This window comes from bacterium (assembly GCA_024228115.1).
GTDB lineage: Bacteria > Myxococcota_A > UBA9160 > UBA9160 > UBA6930.
Genome location: JAAETT010000317.1, coordinates 1 through 17,349 on the forward strand (window position 1 = coordinate 1; position 17,349 = coordinate 17,349).

Below are 17,349 nucleotides of genomic sequence, written 5' to 3' on the forward strand. Positions count from 1 at the left end.
ACGTAGCCTCTCCCCGGCTCCACACCCCGAACGAACATGGACAAACCGCTACCGATCCACACGATTCAGAGCAATCGGAACTGCCACCGAATCGTGAATTCCAGCCCGATCACGGTGCTGCCAGCGAAGCTTCAGTCGCGAAAGACGGAGATCTGTTACTGCTGAGTGTTCACGAAATCGATGACAACCCTTTTCAGCCTCGTCGCGAGTTCAGTGAAAGTGAAATCACTTCCCTGGCGGAGAGTCTCAAAGAACACGATATGCTCCAGCCAGTCCTGGTCCGACGCGTTGAGGATCGCTGGCAGTTAATCTCCGGTGAACGCCGTCTAAGAGCGGCAATTCAAGCCGGTTGGAGCCAAATTCCAGCCCGCGTTCGACAAGCCGATGATCGTCTCGTCGCCGAATTGGCCATCGTCGAAAACTTACAGCGTAAAGATCTAAACGCAATCGAAAAAGCGCTCTCCTTCCGCCGTTACCTCGATCAACATCAGTCTACGCAGGAAGATCTGGGGAAGCGACTCAAAATCGATCGTTCCACCATTGCCAATCTGTTGCGACTTTTGGAGTTACCCGAACGAGTTCAAACCGAGCTTCAAGGCGGATCGATCTCGGCTGGACATGCCCGAGCTTTGCTGCCTCTGGGCGATGAAGAAATTCAGATTGAATTCAGCCAACGGATCCATCGCGAGGGAATCAGCGTCCGTGAAACGGAACGGCTGGTCCAAGAGCGAATTGAACTGGAAGATGGCGATGGCTTGGGGGCCCCCAGCAAAAAATCGGGGCGAAGAAAGAAAAAACCTCGAGATGGTCACGTCGCCTCTTTAGAACAACAGTTACGTATCCTTCTGGGCACGAAGGTCGACATCCGCCAGTCAAGTCGCGGCCGTGGACAAATTGTGATCCATTTCCGCAGCAATGACGAATTCGAGCGGCTGCACGGAATGATTAAAAATCAAGATCAAAACGAACATCAAAGCTACGCGGGTTAGCCAACCGACAAGCTTTTATGTACACCTGAACACTGCCGATGAGATTGCGGAAAACAGGAACGAGTGATAGCATGATCTAATTGCATCGGGTTAATGAATCCGATTCGGGGCGTAGCTCAGCCTGGCAGAGCGCTACGTTTGGGACGTAGAAGTCGCTGGTTCGAATCCAGTCGCCCCGACCATCCGGGCGTTCCTGTGCCCGAGGTTCGAAGCGGTCGTCCCTGCAGTTCCCGAAGGCCTGAATGCCCTCCGGTTGATCGGCCTGCCTTGGACGCCGTATGCTCCTGGCCGCAGGAGAACCTCGATCTCCGGGCGATGGTCGAAGCTCCCGCCCGAGAGGCCGACATTGCGTGCACGACGATCGATCACCTGGTCGCTGCAGAAGAGGCACCAGCGTGACAACGGCGCTTCAACGAAAGAGACGTCCAATGCCCGAGCTCCCGAGCCCCGAATCCAAGCACCCGGCACGTCTCGCAGCCTGGCGCTCCATGGACGCCGTGGCCCGCGGCGACCGGAAGGCCTGGCTCGACGGCTTCGCCGACGACGCAATCGTCGAAGATCCGATTGGGAAATCCATTCTCGATCCGGACGGCCAGGGACACCGGGGAAAACAGGCGATCGCCGCATTCTGGGACAAGAACATCGCAATCGGGCGCCCGATCTTCAGCCTCCAACACTCTCTCGTTTCGGGCAACGAATGCGCGAACGTGGGCACGCTGATGATCCAGTTCGAAGACGGCGCCATGTCGAAGATCTTTGGCGTCTTCGTCTACCGGGTAAATGATGCGGGCAAGGTCGTCTCGCTTCGGACCTATTGGGAAATGGCGGATCTGGAGATGGTGCCGCCCTTCTCCGAGCGCGGGACGGGCTAGATTTGCCCGATCCCGCTGGCTCTTCCATTTGCCAGCAGAGCAGGAACGCCCATTGATCTCGCCGATTCGTGTCGAGCCAGCGGACTCGTGAAATCCCGCTCGGCTCTCGCGCTCCTCACCTTGCTCGCTTGCACGCCGAGCGACCGTGCACCAACGCCGGCCTTCGAGCGGGCGCGCGCCCAGGGCTCGACCGCCGATCGGGAGTGGCGAACCTATCTGGGCGATCGCAGCGTTTCCCACTACTCACCCCTCGACCAGATTGATCGCGATGGCGTTGCCAGTCTCGAGGTAGCCTGGAGCTACGATGCGGGCGAGGCCTCGGAGCACAACGTCTCGCAGATCCAATTCAACCCGCTCGTGGTCAAGGGCGTGCTGTATGGAGCTTCGCCCTCTCTACGGCTCTTTGCCCTGGATGCCGCCAGCGGCGAGGAGCTGTGGAGCTTCCGCCCGGATGCGGACCCGAATGCCTGGAACCCGAGCCGGGGCGTCGTCTACTGGGAGGACGGCGACGACGAAAGGCTCCTGTTCGGGGCCGGCCCCTACCTCCACGCCGTCGATGCACGCACCGGCCTGCCCATCGACGGGTTCGGAGACGGCGGAAGGGTCGATCTGCGAAAGGGGCTCGGCCGGGATGTCTCCGGCGACCTGATGGGTGTCGTGGCCACCTCTCCAGGAACCCTCTTCGAGGACTTGTTGTTGCTAGGCGCGCGTGTCAACGAGATCGAGGGTGCGGCACCCGGCCATGTTCGCGCCTTCGATGTCCGAACCGGCGAGATCCGTTGGACCTTTCACACGATTCCCCAGCCGGGCGAAGCGGGGCACGAAACCTGGCCCGCGGAAGCCTGGCGGACGGCGGGAGGCGCCAACACCTGGGCAGGCATCAGCGTGGATCAGGAACGGGGTCTGGCCTTCGTCCCCACCGGCTCGGCCACGCCGGATTTCTTCGGGGGCGCCCGCGCCGGAGACGATCTCTTCGCCAACACCCTGCTCGCCCTGGACGCTCGAACCGGCGAACGCCGCTGGCATTTCCAGGTCATTCGTCACGACATGTGGGATCGGGATCTCCCGGCTCCGCCCAACCTGGTGACGATCCAACGCGAGGGCATTCCGATTCCAGCGGTCGCGCAGCTCACCAAGACCGGCGATACCTTCTTGTTCCACAGGGAGACCGGCGAACCGCTCTTTCCCCTCCGCGAGGAGCCGGTCCAGACGCCCAGCCTGCCGGGGGAAGTCCCTGCCGAGAGCCAGCCCCTACCTACCCGCCCGCCCGCGTTCGTCCGCCAACGATTCTCCCTGGACAGCGTCACCGACCGCTCGCCGGAGGCGGCGGCCGCCGTCACCTCTCGACTCGAGGGCGTGCGCTTCGGATCGCTCTACACCCCGCCGAGCCTCGGGGGGACCGTGGCTTTTCCGGGTCTCGACGGCGGCGCCGAATGGGGCGGCGGGGCCTGGGATGCCGAGACCGGCCTGCTCTTCGTCAATGCCAACGATGTGCCGTGGGTGCTGCGCATGGTGCAATTCAGTGACGATGCAGGCGGCCTCTCGGAACTGATGGCCCAGGGCTACCTGCACCTCTGCAGTGCGTGCCACGGCCTCGATATGCGAGGCGATGGCGGACCCATTCCATCGCTCATCGACCTCGACGAGCGAATGGGCTTCCTCGACCTCTATCGGCTGGTCCGCGACGGCCGCGGGCGCATGCCGGGCCAGAACGGAACGCTCGAGTGGTGGCAGAGCGCAGCCATCGCATGGTGGGTGTACAACGCAGAGGAAGAGGACGTGCCGGCGAATTGGGCCCGGCGCGCCGGCGACAGTCAGCGCTTCGGCAATGCGGGCTACCAGAAGTTGCTGGATGCGGAGGGCCTGCCCGGCGCCAAGCCGCCCTGGGGCACGCTGACCGCACTCGATCTCTCGGCGGGGGAAATCCGCTGGCAGGTACCGCTCGGCGACTACCCGAAGATCCGCGAGGCGGGCCAGAGTGGCCTCGGTGCCGAGAACTACGGCGGCGCCGTCGTCACTGCCGGTGGGCTGCTGTTCCTGGCGGCAACGCCGGACGAACGGTTCAGGGCTTTCGACAAGCTCACGGGCGAAGTGTTGTGGGAGGCCGAACTCCCCGCCTCCGGGTTCGCGACGCCTGCCACCTACGAAGCAAAGGGCCGCCAGTTCGTGGTCATCGCGGCGGGAGGCGGAAAACTGGGGCGACCCTCGGGAAGCCACTACATCGCGTTCGCCCTGCCGGAGCCGGACTGAGAAAACCCCATCGCAACGTAGACTCTCCAGCGCGCGCTGCGTCGCCCCAACGAGCGGAGATCGGAGGAAACCATGACGAAGAAGGTCTGCCTGGTAACGGGAGTCGGGCCGGGTACGGGCACCGCCCTGGTCCAACGCTTCGCGGAGGGCTACGCCGTTGCGATGATCGCCCGAAACACGGAGCGGCTCTCCCTGCTTGAGAAGGAAGTTCCGAGCGCGCGGGCCTTTCCTTGTGACGTTGCGGACGGGCAAGCGCTGGCCTCGACCCTCGAGCAGATCCGACAGGAGATGGGCGCCCCTTCGGTCGCCATCCACAACGCTGTTGGCGGCGCCTTTGGCGACTTCCAGGCGATCGACCCGGACGTGCTGCGTCGCAATTTCGAGATCAACACCATGGCGCTGCTGCACCTGGCGCGAAGTGTCGCACCCTCGATGATCGAGGCCGGTGAGGGAGCCATCCTGATCACCGGCAATACCTCCACCTACCGCGGCAAGGCGAACTTCGCCGGCTTCGCCCCCAGCAAAGCGGCCCAGCGCATCCTGGGAGAATCGATGGCCCGCAGCCTCGGACCCCAGGGCATCCACGTCGCCTATCTCGCCATCGACGCGGTCATCGACGTCCCCTGGACCCGGAAGATGCAGCCCGACAAGCCCGACGCCTTCTTCTGCCGCCCGGCGGACATCGCTGCCGAATGCTGGCATCTGGCCCACCAACCCCGCTCCGCCTGGACCTACGACGTCACGATCCGCCCGGACCGCGAACCCTGGTAACGCAACCAGCGGGGACAGCGTCTACACTCGACTTCTCCTTGGGGGGAGAACGGGGGAGCCATGCAGCTTTCCAGCATTCTGGGAATCATCGTGTTGAGCGGGGTCGCGTTGGGTTGCGAGGCCAGCAAGCCTCCGGCGGGAACGGCGACCTTCGTGCAACAGATCCTGCTCGATCCGGAGACCGGGAGCCCGGTGCTCATTCTCCGCGAACGCGAAGGAACGCGGAGCTTGCCGATCTGGATCGGCGTGAACGAGGCGCGATCGATCGCCGCTCGACTGGACGGAGAGCGGCCCCCACGCCCGAATACCCATGACCTCGCGAAACGGCTGATCGATCGTCTGGCAGGTACCGTGCGATCGATCGTCGTGACCCAGATCGACGCTGGGATCTACTTCGCGCGGATCCATCTTTCCGTGGGCGACGAGCAATTCGAGGTGGATGCGCGGCCCAGCGATGCGATCGCGATCGCTCTGCGTTTCGACGCGCCGATCTTCGTGCACGAAAGTCTGTTCGTGACGGGCGACGCAAGCGACCGGCAGGTTCCCTCGCTTCGCCTCTGATTCCATTGAGGTTGATGGCCAGGCGCAACTCGAATTTGCAGCCAGCGTCGGGGAAACCGTCCCCGGAAGCGCGTTCGCGCGTTGACAAGGCATACCCTCGGTGGCAGGATCGCCCTGCCCGAGCGCGTGGAAGCGGCTCGCGAGCGCGGAGCCACCCCCCCATGAACCATGCCGAGCTCGCTTGGGAATTCGCCGAAGTCTTCGGTGAGCTTCCCACCGAGCAGATCAACGAGATGCTCGCCAAGAATGTCCCGCTCGAGACCCTCGAGTTCTTCACGAGCTACTGCGAGAGCTTCGCGGAAGCCGAAGAACTCGAGAAGGGAATGGCGGGGCGGCTGCCGAACCTGATGCTCGTCGGCTACCTGCTTCGCGTCCTGGAAGACCGGCTCCTCGACGAGCCCGAAGACGGCACGCCTTCCTGAGCAGGAGAAGCGAACTCGCCCATGACGAAGCGCGAGATCCGCACTGAGGCCGCGCCCGCACCGGTGGGCCCCTATTCCCAGGCCGTCATCAACAGCGAAATCGTGTATGCATCCGGCCAGGTGCCTCTCGATCCCGCCACCGGAAAGCTGGTGGAGGGCGGCATCGAGGCGCAAGCGGAGCAGGCCTTCACGAATCTCCGCGCCGTATTGGAGGCGGCTGGCTCGTCGATGGACGACATCCTCCGCGCCGGAATCTACCTGACGGATCTCTCCGATTTTCCCACGGTCAACGAGATCTATGCCCACCAATTCGGAGAGGGACCGAAACCAGCCCGAAGCACCCTGGGAGTGGCGGCGCTTCCCCTCGGCGCGCGGATCGAGATCGACGCCATCGCGAGCGTCACGTCGAAGGCGTGAGCGAAGAGCTCGGTGACGCCAACACGCTCGCGTGCATCGCTCGGGCGAGAAGCAGCGAGGCCACCGCCCCGGCGCTCGACGACCTTCCCTGGCACGAATTCCAGACGCTATGCGAAGCTCGTACCGCGGAGGGGGACCGACCCTACCTCATCTTCCATGGCAAGGACGGCCGGGAGCAGTGGAGCTACGCGCGGTTTCTCGACGCGGTCGGCGCGAGGGCCGAACTCTTCCATCACCAGCTCGGCATCGAACGCGGCGAACGTATTGCGCTCCTGTTGCACAACGACCCGCAGGTACCCATCTCGACCTTTGCCGCCTGGCGCATCGGGGCGTGCGTGGTGCCGATCAATCTGGGCGAAGACGACGAGCGTGTGCAATTCGTGCTCGAAAACGCCGCTTGCCGGGTCGCTCTCTATCTTCCCGAATACGCAGGACGGGTCGAGAAGTTGCGAGCCGCCCTGCCCGGGGTCGAGCACTGGCTGGCGCTCGAGCCGGGAATCGACCCCGAGCCCAAGGCAGGCGCCGCCCTGCCCTCCCCGGAACCCGAAGACGAGGGGCTGATCGTCTACACCTCCGGGACCACCGGCGCACCCAAGGGCGTACTCCTCACCCAACGCAACCTGTTGGTCGACGCGCATGCCCTGGCCCAGTGGAACCAGGTTGGCCGTGATTCAGCGTTGATGTGCGTCCTACCGACCCACCACGTGAACGGATTGATCGTCACGCTCTTGATGCCCTTCCTCGCCGGGGCCCGCAGCGTACTCGAGCGCCGTTTCCACACCGGCAGCTTCTGGTCGCGGATCGCAGAAGAGAACGTCCAGATCGTTTCCGTCGTGCCTACGCTTCTCGCGTTCCTGCTCGAGGACGAAGCTGGGATCCAAGGGCTCGAGCTGGGCAGGTTCCGTCATTTGATCTGCGGTGCAGGCCCCTTGACCGTCGAACTGGCTGCCCGTTTCGAGGATCGCTTCGGCTTCCCGATCCTCCACGGCTACGGCCTCTCGGAAACCACATGCTATTCGTGCATGTTGCCCGTCGATTTGAACGAAAGCGAACACCGAGCCTGGCTGCGCGAGCACGGTTTCCCCTCGATCGGCGTCCCTCTTCCTCCGAACGAGATGGCCATCCACGACGACCAGGGGGAACCTGCGGCCGATGGAGCCCGGGGCGAAATCGTCGTACGCGGTGCCAATGTCATGAAGGGCTATTTCCGGCGGCCCGAAGCGAATGCAGAAACCTTCGCTCATGGCTGGTTCCGCAGCGGCGACGAAGGGTTCCTGAAGCGAGACGCGGGGGGCCGCCCGTGGTTCTTCATCACGGGCCGAATGAAAGAGCTGATCATTCGCGGCGGCGTCAATCTCTCGCCTTTCGAAATCGACGAAGTGCTCAATCACATCCCCGGCGTCGCACGCGGCCTCGCGGTCGGCTTCGAGAACCGTTGGTACGGCGAAGAGGTTGGCGCCTACGTCATGCGAGAGCCCGGCGCCGAGCTGGACGAAGCCAGCATCCTGGCGGCTTGCCGAGAGACCATTCCGTTCGCGAAGTCTCCAAAGGTGGTCGTCTTCGGAGAGGACATCCCGGTCACGTCCACCGGCAAATACCAACGCAACCGGCTTCGACCCCATTTCGAAGCCTGGCGGGACGAACAGTTCCGGCGCTAGCGGACGCTCCCTCTCACGCCCGCGAGAGCCAGCGCAAGTTCAGCCCGTTCACCGTGATGTGGGCCGCGACCGGTGCCACGAGCGTCCCGGTCCAGACGAACAGCCCACCGAAGATCCCGCCGGCCAACAAGGCGAAGACCGCCCAGATGCGCAGACCGGGCCCTGGGAGATAGTGCGCGGCTCCGAACAGCAGGCTTGCGAGGAGCCAGCCCACCTGAGCCTGCAATGCGCCGCGGAAGAGCATTTCCTCTGCGAGCCCGCTGGCCAGGGCCAGCAGCGCGACTGCGGGAAGCGAGAGGCCCCGAACGAGTTCGCCCAGAGCTTCGGCGAGGGCCGTGCCGGAGGCGGTCGCCGAGGTCCACATGCGGGAGAGGACCACCAGCACCAACCCGGCGACCAACCCCACCAGACCGGAGGTAAATGGCCCCATGGCGGCAGGTTCCGGGCCCGGAGCCCAAGGCCCGACCCCATCCACGGCCCAGCGCCAAACCCAGGCCACCGCTGCAATGACCCCGTAGAACAGGAGGCCTGGCACCACAGGAAAGCGAGCTGCCTCGTCTGGCCCTGCGGGGGACGGATTCGTGGCAGCGATCATGAGCGAGGGGTAGCCTTCCCTCTGCACGAGCGCCCACCTCCACCCTCCCGGGCGAGGGGCGCCTTGCCATTTGTTGCCGCTTTTCCCCCAGGGGTTGGAATCAGCCATGAGCGACAGGGTGCCCATGACGCCCAAGGGCCATGCCATGCTCGAGACAGAGCTGAAGCACCTCAAGAAAGAGGAGCGCCCCAAGATCGTGCGTGAAATCGAGATCGCGCGTGCCCACGGCGATCTGTCCGAGAATGCCGAGTACCACGCCGCCAAGGAGCGCCAGGGCCATATCGAGGGCCGGATCGCGCTACTCGACGACAAGCTCGCGCGCGCTCAGATCATCGACGGGACGGGCCAGGGCACGGATCGGGTGAGTTTCGGAGCGACGGTGGTGCTCTCGGACGTGGATTCAGGCGACGAAGTGACCTACCGGATCGTCGGCGAGGATGAAGCAGACGTGGGTCGGGGCATGATTTCGATCACGTCCCCGATCGCCCGGGCGCTGATGGGAAAGGAAGCCGATGCTTCCGTCCAGGTGCGGGTCCCCAAGGGCACCCGGGAGCTCGAAATCCTCGAAATCCGCTTCGACCCGGCCTGAGCACCGCGGGAGAAGCCATGCGTTCCCTGCAGTTCAAATTCAGCGCCCTCGTCGTCGTCCTTCTGGTGTCGGCCAGCGTTGCGCTCACCTGGCTCGCCACACGGCACGAGCGCTCTTCTCTCGAGTCGGAAGTCACCAACCGCGGCCTGGCGTTGGCCTCGAACCTGGCCGAGGACGCGAAGGTCCCGCTGCTCGCTGAGGATCAGCTCGCGCTCGAGAACCTGGTCGGGCACGTGAGTACTGGCGAGGGGCTGGTGGCGGCCCGACTGCTCGATCAAAGCGGCAGCATCGTGGCATCCCTCTCCTCGGACGAAACGGGCCTGATCCTCGAACCCCAGACTTCCGGTGCAGCGGAGGGCCCGACCATCGGCCGCGTCCGCTCAGTGCTCTGGATCGCCGCACCGGTGGTCTACAGCGACGTTCGCATCGGCGAGGCCCAGATCGCCCTCGATCTCGAAATACTCGTCACGCCGCTGGTGACGGACAGCCAGAACCAGCTTTCCGCAGCGGCCATGGGCATCCTCATCCTGGGCGTCGCCGGAGGGATTGGCTTCGTGGCGCTCCTGGTGGGGCCGATCCGGCGCCTGCGATTCGGTGTGGAGCAGCTCGCCGACGGTGATCTGGCCGCCCGGGTTCCGCCCACCTCTCAGGACGAGGTCGGCGATCTGACGCGTGCTTTCAACAAGATGGGTGAGTCCCTACAGGAAAAAGAACGCATCCAGAGCGCGTTCGGGCGCTACGTGAACGACTACGTCCTCACCACTCTCCTGGACGGGCCAGAAGGCGCCCAACTGGCCGGAGCCGAGCGGGAGGTGACCATCCTATTCGCCGACATCCGCAGCTTCACCCGCTTGTCCGAGGGACTGAAAGCCGCCGACGTGGTCAGCCTTCTGAACGACGTCTTCCAGCTGGCCTCGGATTGCATCCTTGCGCGCAGCGGCACCATCGACAAATTCATCGGCGATTCGGTCATGGCCTACTTCGGAGCGCCGGTGCCGTGTGAAGACCACGCCGCCCAGGCCGTTCAGGCCGCCATCGATATCGAGCGAGCCGTAGCCCAGCGAAACGCCTCCCTGCCGCCGCCGACCCACCCGGTGGAAGTAGGAATCGGTATCCATACCGGGCCTGTCATCGTGGGCACGATCGGTTCGGATCGCCGTTCGGATTTCACCGCCATCGGTGACGCGGTCAACGTGGCCCATCGCCTCGAAAAGCTCTCCAGCCCGGGGGAAGTGCTGGTTTCCGAGGCCGTCCAGCGCAAGGTGCGCGATGTCGTTCGTCTTCGGTTCGAAGGCGAGCGCCAACTTTCGGGACGGGTCGAGCCAGTTCACGTATACTCGGTCGAGATCGAGCCCGGGACCTAGCAATGAAGCCCCCGGTGGTACGCGGGTCGGTTGGCCACTGGCTCACGATCGCGAGGAGAGAGCTTGAAAGGGCTTTGCCGCCATTGCATCGTCCTCGCACTCGCACTCACCGTAGCGGGATGCACCACGCCACTCGAACTGGGTGAGCGACGCTACAGGGAGGGCGACCGCCGGGCCGCGCTCGAAGCGTGGCGCGGCATCCGGCCGGACTCCTTCGCCTACGACGAAGCCCAGAGTCGCATCGGCGAGGTCGAGGAGGAGTTCCAGCAACTCGTCCTGCGATATCAAAAGCGCGCCGCCTATTACGAGGCTCGCGAGCGTCTGGCGGAATCGGTGCTGAACTATCGGCTCGCGCTCAACCTCCAGCCGAACGACGAGGAGACGCTGGCCCACGTCCAGAAGCTGGTGCGTGTGCTCGCAGACGAACGCAGCCGGACGCGAGCGACGTTCCGCGAACGCTTCGAAGCCGACGATCTGGCCAGCGCTCGAGATGCGCTGAAGAGTCTTCGCACGCTCGACCCCTTCTCGGCGGAGGTCGCCGCCGACGCAAGAGAACTGGACCACGCGCTCGATGGGCAAGTCGAAAAACTCCTGGCCCGCGGACGACGCGGTTTCACCTCCGGCAATCTGCGCCGCGCCAACCAGGCCTTCCGCGAAGTGCTCGCCCTCGACAAAGACAACGAGAGCGCTCAGGGTTACCTCTCGTACATCGCGAAGATCCGCGGCAGCGTTGGCAGCGCGGGAGATCCCTCCCCCGGTGCCTTGGACCCGAGAGAGATCGACGCCTCCGACGCAGAGATCCGCGCGGAGGGCTTCTTCCAGAATGCCCTGGCCGCGGAGAAGGCCGGCGACTTCTACGCAGCCATCCGCTACGACCTGGCTGCCCTTCGGGTCCATTCCGTGCATCCGCGGGTTCGAAACCATCTGGTTCGCCTGCGACGTCAACTCGAACCACGGCTTCCGGATCTGTTGCGCGCCGGGCGTGAGCACTACCAACAGGAAGATCTCCAGGCAGCGCTCGACCAGTGGCGCAAGGTGCTCTTGATCGATCCCAACAACGAGCAAGCCCGCGAATACACGGTGCAAGCAGAGCTGCTGCTGGAAAACCTCGAACGGCTCCGCGGTGGGGGGGCCGGGGACCGTGGTGCTGTGCCGGATCGGGGAGACCTACGGGTTCGGGGCGCCACTCGGTGAGGCTCATTCGCCTGCTTCAGGTCGCATTGGTGCTCGCAACCCTCTGCTCGGCCATTGGCTGCCAGACACTCCTCGACCTGGAACGGGCCCGCGGCCTGTTCCGGCGGCCGCCGCCTGTACCGGAGATTCCGGTCTTGATCGAAGAGCCCGCGGCCGCGTTGCCCGAAGTCACCGGACTCGTGGCCGTCGCGGGTGAATTGCGCGTCATCCCCCTGCGCTGGGAGCCGGTGTTGGCCGGCGACGTGGGCGGCTACGCGATCGAGCGGGCGCTTTCCGAGGAGGGCAGCTACGAGCGCGTGGGTTCCGTTGCCGGCCGCTACCACACCGCTTGGGTCGACCACGGAATCGACTTGTTCGCGAAGCAGCCGGGTGACGCCAATCTGGGCGACGGGCATGTCTACTTCTACCGCGTGCGAGCGTTCGACCCGGAAGGCCACCTCGGGCCGACGGGCAACGCCTCCACCCATGCACGCACCGCCGCCGCACCGGATCCGCCCGAAGGCTTCCAGGCCTTCAGCCGGCTACCGCGAATCGTGGCCTTGCGCTGGGACCCATCTGCGGATCCGCTGGCTGCCGGCTACGTGGTGCTGCGCAGCCCGGCCGCCCGAGGCGAATTCCGGCCGGTTGCCGAGCTTTCGGGCCGTTTCACGACGACGTACGTCGATGAGGGCCTCGGGGACCTGCGTGTCTTCTACTATCGAGTCGCCGTCACCAACGCGGCGGGCGGCCAGGGGGCGCCCAGCAAGACGAGACGCGCCGTGACCAAGCCCGTGCCGCTCCCGCCTGTCGGGCTCGAGGTGACGGCCCAGCACCTCGGCGCGAACGAACTCGCCTGGGCCCCGAATGTCGAGCCTGATCTGCACGCCTATCGGTTGATCCGCCGCCGGGAGGGTGCCCTGCCGGAAGTGGTCGCCGAGATCGAGGTTGGCACGACGGCGGCGCGGGATGAGCACGTTGGCGCGGGAGAACGCGTGGCCTACCTGTTGGTCGCCCTCGACCGGGACGGGCTCGAGAGCGGCCCCTCGGCCGAAATCGAGGTCGAGGCCGTGGCCTACGGGCTCGCTGCGGAGACCCGGGCCGGTGCCGTCACGCTCTCTTGGAACCCCGAAGTCCAGAGCGCGTTGGCCGAGACCCGGGTGCTCTCGGTCGGCACCTTCGGGGAGCGGGAAATCGCCCGATCGGCCGCGCCGACATTCACGGTTCCGGACACCCGACCGGGAGCGTCCTATCGCTTCCGAATCGTCGGCGTCCGAGAGGACGGCTCGGAAGCGCCCGGATCCAAAGAGATCCAAGTGCAATTGCCAGAAGAAGACCCTGAGGAAGGCGAGTAGGCAGCCGCTCCACATTGCGTTTCGGGCCGGTGGGCCTAAAATCCGGCGCCTCTTCCCCGGTAGCTCAGTTGGTAGAGCAGGCGGCTGTTAACCGCCTTGTCGCAGGTTCGAGTCCTGCCCGGGGAGCCACGGCGCACCAGACGCATCCGCCGGGGCCCCTCTCGGGCCAGCGCGACCGTCGGGGTCCGACTTCGCCAGAGCCGCTCTGCTCAGGACGCGGGCCAGCCACGGCGGGCCAGAATCCGCAGATCGTGAACCCAATCTTCGGCACGGGTGCTGATTCCGTATCGCAGATGGGCCTGGTCGTCCGGCGTGTAGGCAAGCACGTAGGCCGCGTGGCTGACGGTGTAGCTGGCATCGGCACCATCGATGTCCCGCTCGGCCGCCGGCACGAACGCTGCCTTCTGCGCTGCCCGTAGCGACGCCTCGTCGCCCACGAGCCCGATGAAGCTCGGATCGAAATGGGCCAGCCAACGCTCGACCTGGGCTGGCGTATCTCGCGCCGGGTCCACGGCGACGAAAACCACCCTCAACCCATCGGCCAGGCTCGCATCCTCCTCTATGAGAAGACGCCGAGCCTCCGCGAGCTGGCTCATGTGGCTGGGACAGACGTCCGGACAACTGGTGTAGCCGAAGAACAGCAACGTCAAGGAACCGGCCGTACGTTCCGCGAATGCGTAGGGCGCACCCGCCGTATCCGTGAGCACGAACTCCGGCCGCGGAATCGGCGCCGAGAGCACCCGCCCTCGCCAGGCCACCGATCGGCCCGACGTTGTTTCCGAGGCACCACTCCGCTCGCATCCGGCGGAGCCCAGCGCCAGGAACGCTGCGACCACCAAGCTCAACCTGTGAGGACCCGTCCACATCGGGCGGTCAGGGTACAGGACGCCCGAGGTGCCGCATCCGGGCCGCGAGCGGACGCTGCCGGCGGCACCCGGAACCACGGACTGGCGGGGTTTGCCGCGCCGCGCCAAGCTGGCTGCGATGACGAAGCCGCGCCTCATCGTGAAGCTGGCCAAGGAGGACTTCAAGTTCTCGGCCGCTCATTTCACGGTCTTCCCCAACGCCGAAGCCGAAAGGCTCCATGGGCACAACTACCGGGTACGGGTCGAGATCGAGGGGACGGATCCCGGCCCGGACGGGCTGCTCGTGCCGGTCGCCGAGGTCAAGGCGAACCTGCGAGCCCTCTGCGCTTCGCTCGACGAGCGCACGCTGGTACCTGAGAAGAGTCCGCACCTGGAAGTGACCCGGGAAGGCGATGCGATCGAGATCGCCTTCGATGAGCGCCGCTACCGCCTGCCCGCAACGGATACCCGGCTCTTGCCTCTGCAGAACGTCACGATGGAGCTGCTGGCCACGCACCTGTGGCACGAGTTGGCGCCGACCCTGGCGGGCAGCGCGGCGGAACGGCTCGTCGTCGAGGTCGAAGAGACCTCGGGCCAGAGTGCGAGCTACGCCGGCCCCATCGGCGGCGGTTGATCCCGCCGAGCGGAGGGCCCGAAGGGCAGCCACCCCCCCTGGTCGGGTGCTCCCTGGCAGATTTCGAGTCGAGCTTCGGCGGGTGCCGCGAGCATGGCCGCGTTGGTGCTGATGCCGTCGAAATCGTCGCGGTTGATCGCCAATGTCCCGCCCTCCCGGTCCCCGAGAAAACCCCGCAAGCGGGCGTCATCAAGTGGCCCGGCTTCCGCCAACAATGCCTGCATGCGTGCGAGCCGAGCTTCCGAGGAGGCTCTCGGAGTATCGCCCTCGAGCGCGGCGTGTGCCGCAGCCTGACAATGGTTCGTCTGCACCTGACTCGTCGCACCCAGGCAACGCACCTCGGATCGTGTCGCCGTGCACTCGACCACAGCCGCATGCCCCCGGGCGTCCGCCACGAAATAGCTATGTGCCCCGGCGCGCTTTGCGGTTTCGATCCCCTGGATTGCCTCCGCCACATCGGCTGAATCGAGCGCACGGTGGATGAGGTTCAAGTAGGGGACACCCGCTCTGGCATCCCGGGTTCGCAGGTTGGTGGTACCCACGGCCAGGCCGTACTCGTTGATCCCCATCAACGAAAGGCAGCCGACGGTGGTCACGCACCAGGTGGCCGGGCCTGTATCTGGCTGACGGTGGACAGCCACGACGAAGGGTTGATTGTCGGTACCGAGATCCCAGGTCTGGCCGAAGCGCAGACCGCCGGCTTGCATCTGTGAAGCCGGCACCAGGAATCCAGTGCAGCCGCCGAAAGCTTCGAGGGGGCCACCCCAAGCGAGTGCATCGCGAAGATCGGTGAGACCGCCGAGCGCCATGATCGTCTCGGGACGAAGCGACGCGCCACGCGCGATCCCCAGGAGTTCCGCGTGTCCCTCCGGATGGTAGGCCGCCGACGCCTCCAGACAGACGGCAGCCAATTTCAGGAGGTCCCCCTCGCCGGCTTCCCGGCCGCCGTAGACCCGCGCCTGGGTCAAGGCATTCGTCATGCGCAGCCGGGCGAGTTCATGGATCTCGGCGCGGAAGCCTTCGCCGAACGTCTCTCCCATCGCGGTCGGGGAGCCCTCGAGATGCACGCAGCGCATGGGTGGGAGCATCGGTTGAACGCAGCGAGCTCCAGAGCATCCCAGGAGTCTCCCTGTTCGCATTGAGGGCTTTCCCCCACCGCAAAGATGATCCTCTCGCGCATAGGCCAGGAGCTGTGGGGCGGTGCCTCACCTCTGGGTCGCTGCGTGCCGAAGATGTCGTTGCGCAAGGAGGATGTGCAATGGATCTCGGCTGGATCGGAGAATGGGTCTCGATCGCAACCCTGGGGTTGTTGATCACCATGATCGCCGGCCCGCCCGTAGCCCTGGCGGCGTTCTACCTCCACGATCGGTTCCAGAGCCAGCATGCCGTGCTGCGCAACTTCCCTCTGCTCGGCCGCCTGCGATACCTCTTCGAGCATCTGGGCCCGGAAATGCGTCAGTACCTCTTCGACGGGGACAGGGAGGGAAAGCCCTTCTCCCGCGACGACTACACCAACATGGTGCTGTCCGGGAAGTACATGAAGTCGGTCATCTCCTTCGGCTCGAAGCGCGATTTCGAGCGGCCCGGCTGGTACCTGCGCAACGGAATCCTGCCCACGTTGTACACCGATCTCGCCCTCGATCTGCAACCGTCGATCGAGACCCAACGTTATGTCACCGACCACGACGGCTTGTTCAGTCGATCGGAGCACATCGAGTCCGAGAAGATCGCGCCCTGGAGCCTCGACGATGCCTATGCGCCGGTGATCGGCCCGGACCTCGCACATCCCTGGCGGATGCGCGGACTGCTGGGAATGAGCGGGATGTCCTACGGAGCTCTCGGACGAAACGCCATACGGGCCATTTCCCTGGGACTCGGCAGGGCGACCGAGGCATGGATGAATACCGGCGAAGGTGGCCTCTCTCCCCATCACCTGGTGGGCGGGGGCCCGATCGTATTCCAGATCGGCCCGGGCCTGTTCGGCGTGCGCGATGACGACGGCGAATTCGACTGGGACATGTTCCGCAAGCAAGCCGCCATTCCGGAAGTGGTTGCCTTCGAGCTGAAACTCCACCAGGGCGCAAAGATCCGCGGCGGCCATGTGGAGGGAGAGAAGGTCTCCGCGGAGATCGCCGAGATCCGCGGGGTCCCGGTAGGCCAGACGATCGATTCGCCCGCGCGCTTTCCGATGATCTCCGACCTCGACGATCTCTTCGAATGGATCGCGCGCATGCGCCAGGAAGGCGGCAAGCCGGTTGGCGTGAAGGTCGTGGTGGGCGGGCCCGGAAGCCTGGATGAGTTCGCGCTGGCAATGTCGCAGCGTGGCGACGGCCCGGACTTCATCGCCGTCGACGGCGGCGAAGGCGGTTCGGGTGCCACCTACCGCGAGATGGCCGACAGCATGGGCCTACCCGTCGGCTCCGGCCTGATCGAGGCAGACGATGCGCTGCGGCGAGCGGGCGTCCGCGATCGGGTGAAGGTCATCGCGTCTGGCAAGCTCTTCTCCGCGGACCGCATCGCCATGGCACTCTGCTTCGGCGCCGATGCGGTGCAGATCGCCCGAGGCATGATGATCTCCGTCGGTTGCATCCAGGCGCAACGCTGCCACAACAACACCTGCCCGGTCGGCGTAGCCACCACGGACGAGAAATTGATGAAGGCTCTCGTCGTGAAGGAAAAGCAGTACCGGGTACTGAACTACATCACGACCCTACGCGCGGGACTGGGGAGCCTCACGGCGGCCGCCGGCCTCCGCTCGCCGACCGAATTCACCCGTCACCACGCCGTCCACCGCGATGTCATGGGGCGCATTCGAGCCGCTGAAGAGGTGTTTCCGCAGCCGTAGAAGGAAGACTCG

At 65.2% G+C, this 17,349-nt stretch carries 17 protein-coding genes and 2 tRNA genes; 16 read left to right on the plus strand and 3 right to left on the minus strand.

All coding sequences use genetic code 11. From position 1 onward, the window contains the following. The first annotated feature begins 80 nt into the window (after nt 1–80). The 9 genes from GY937_14010 to GY937_14050 all read left to right on the plus strand — a co-directional run bounded on the left by GY937_14010 (nt 81) and on the right by GY937_14050 (nt 7,940). Nucleotides 81–989: a ParB/RepB/Spo0J family partition protein gene (locus GY937_14010; protein MCP5057817.1), complete on the plus strand. Its 909-nt coding sequence runs from the start codon at nt 81–83 to the stop codon at nt 987–989. 105 nt (nt 990–1,094) lie between these two features. Then, nucleotides 1,095–1,171 (plus strand) — tRNA-Pro (locus GY937_14015). Between the two features lie 246 nt (nt 1,172–1,417). Next, nucleotides 1,418–1,861 (plus strand): nuclear transport factor 2 family protein, encoded by a 444-nt coding sequence (locus GY937_14020; protein ID MCP5057818.1) that lies wholly within the window; start codon nt 1,418–1,420, stop codon nt 1,859–1,861. Nucleotides 1,862–1,948: 87 nt separating this feature from the next. Then, nucleotides 1,949–4,111 carry a PQQ-binding-like beta-propeller repeat protein gene (locus GY937_14025; protein ID MCP5057819.1) on the plus strand — a complete coding sequence of 721 codons (2,163 nt, stop codon included), beginning with the start codon at nt 1,949–1,951 and terminating at the stop codon, nt 4,109–4,111. 72 nt (nt 4,112–4,183) lie between these two features. Further along, nucleotides 4,184–4,882 carry an SDR family NAD(P)-dependent oxidoreductase gene (locus tag GY937_14030; GenBank protein MCP5057820.1) on the plus strand — a complete coding sequence of 233 codons (699 nt, stop codon included), beginning with the start codon at nt 4,184–4,186 and terminating at the stop codon, nt 4,880–4,882. A gap of 60 nt (nt 4,883–4,942) precedes the next feature. Further along, a complete protein-coding gene (locus GY937_14035; protein MCP5057821.1) occupies nt 4,943–5,443 on the plus strand; it encodes a bifunctional nuclease family protein in 501 nt (166 codons plus the stop codon). 161 nt (nt 5,444–5,604) lie between these two features. Then, the gene (locus GY937_14040) at nt 5,605–5,865 is read left to right on the plus strand and encodes a hypothetical protein (GenBank protein MCP5057822.1); all 261 of its coding nucleotides are present in this window, start codon (nt 5,605–5,607) and stop codon (nt 5,863–5,865) included. A gap of 21 nt (nt 5,866–5,886) precedes the next feature. After that, nucleotides 5,887–6,282, plus strand: coding sequence for a RidA family protein (locus GY937_14045; protein ID MCP5057823.1), 396 nt, complete (start codon nt 5,887–5,889; stop codon nt 6,280–6,282). 35 nt (nt 6,283–6,317) lie between these two features. Continuing rightward, entirely contained in the window at nt 6,318–7,940 is a 1,623-nt protein-coding gene (locus GY937_14050) for an acyl--CoA ligase (protein ID MCP5057824.1), read from the plus strand. A 13-nt stretch (nt 7,941–7,953) separates the two neighbouring features. Here GY937_14050 and GY937_14055 read toward each other — a convergent pair whose 3' ends face one another. Beyond that, nucleotides 7,954–8,535, minus strand: coding sequence for a CPBP family intramembrane metalloprotease (locus GY937_14055; protein MCP5057825.1), 582 nt, complete (start codon nt 8,533–8,535; stop codon nt 7,954–7,956). A 106-nt stretch (nt 8,536–8,641) separates the two neighbouring features. On the opposite strand from GY937_14055, the gene greA reads away from it, so the two are divergent. The 5 genes from greA (at nt 8,642) to GY937_14080 (ending at nt 13,142) form a co-directional block, all read left to right on the plus strand. After that, complete coding sequence (gene greA, locus GY937_14060; protein ID MCP5057826.1) at nt 8,642–9,124, plus strand: transcription elongation factor GreA; 483 nt, start codon at nt 8,642–8,644, stop codon at nt 9,122–9,124. A gap of 17 nt (nt 9,125–9,141) precedes the next feature. Continuing rightward, a complete protein-coding gene (locus GY937_14065) occupies nt 9,142–10,488 on the plus strand; it encodes a HAMP domain-containing protein (GenBank protein MCP5057827.1) in 1,347 nt (448 codons plus the stop codon). A 63-nt stretch (nt 10,489–10,551) separates the two neighbouring features. Continuing rightward, entirely contained in the window at nt 10,552–11,682 is a 1,131-nt protein-coding gene (locus GY937_14070; protein ID MCP5057828.1) for a hypothetical protein, read from the plus strand. Next, nucleotides 11,679–13,013: a hypothetical protein gene (locus GY937_14075; GenBank protein MCP5057829.1), complete on the plus strand. Its 1,335-nt coding sequence runs from the start codon at nt 11,679–11,681 to the stop codon at nt 13,011–13,013. Before GY937_14070 ends, GY937_14075 begins: the two co-directional genes overlap by 4 nt. A 53-nt stretch (nt 13,014–13,066) precedes the next feature. Further along, nucleotides 13,067–13,142, plus strand: a tRNA-Asn gene (locus tag GY937_14080). Between the two features lie 80 nt (nt 13,143–13,222). Here GY937_14080 and GY937_14085 read toward each other — a convergent pair. Continuing rightward, on the minus strand, nt 13,223–13,858 hold the full coding sequence (locus tag GY937_14085; GenBank protein ID MCP5057830.1) for an SCO family protein: 636 nt from the start codon (nt 13,856–13,858) through the stop codon (nt 13,223–13,225). Nucleotides 13,859–13,907: 49 nt separating this feature from the next. On the opposite strand from GY937_14085, the gene GY937_14090 reads away from it, so the two are divergent. Then, the gene (locus GY937_14090) at nt 13,908–14,492 is read left to right on the plus strand and encodes a 6-carboxytetrahydropterin synthase (protein MCP5057831.1); all 585 of its coding nucleotides are present in this window, start codon (nt 13,908–13,910) and stop codon (nt 14,490–14,492) included. Here the strand turns inward: GY937_14090 and GY937_14095 are convergent. Then, nucleotides 14,465–15,568 (minus strand): hypothetical protein, encoded by a 1,104-nt coding sequence (locus tag GY937_14095; GenBank protein ID MCP5057832.1) that lies wholly within the window; start codon nt 15,566–15,568, stop codon nt 14,465–14,467. The genes GY937_14090 and GY937_14095 overlap by 28 nt on opposite strands. 182 nt (nt 15,569–15,750) lie before the next feature. Between GY937_14095 and GY937_14100 the strand changes: the two genes are divergently transcribed. Beyond that, nucleotides 15,751–17,337: an FMN-binding glutamate synthase family protein gene (locus GY937_14100; GenBank protein ID MCP5057833.1), complete on the plus strand. Its 1,587-nt coding sequence runs from the start codon at nt 15,751–15,753 to the stop codon at nt 17,335–17,337. Nucleotides 17,338–17,349: the final 12 nt, after the last annotated feature.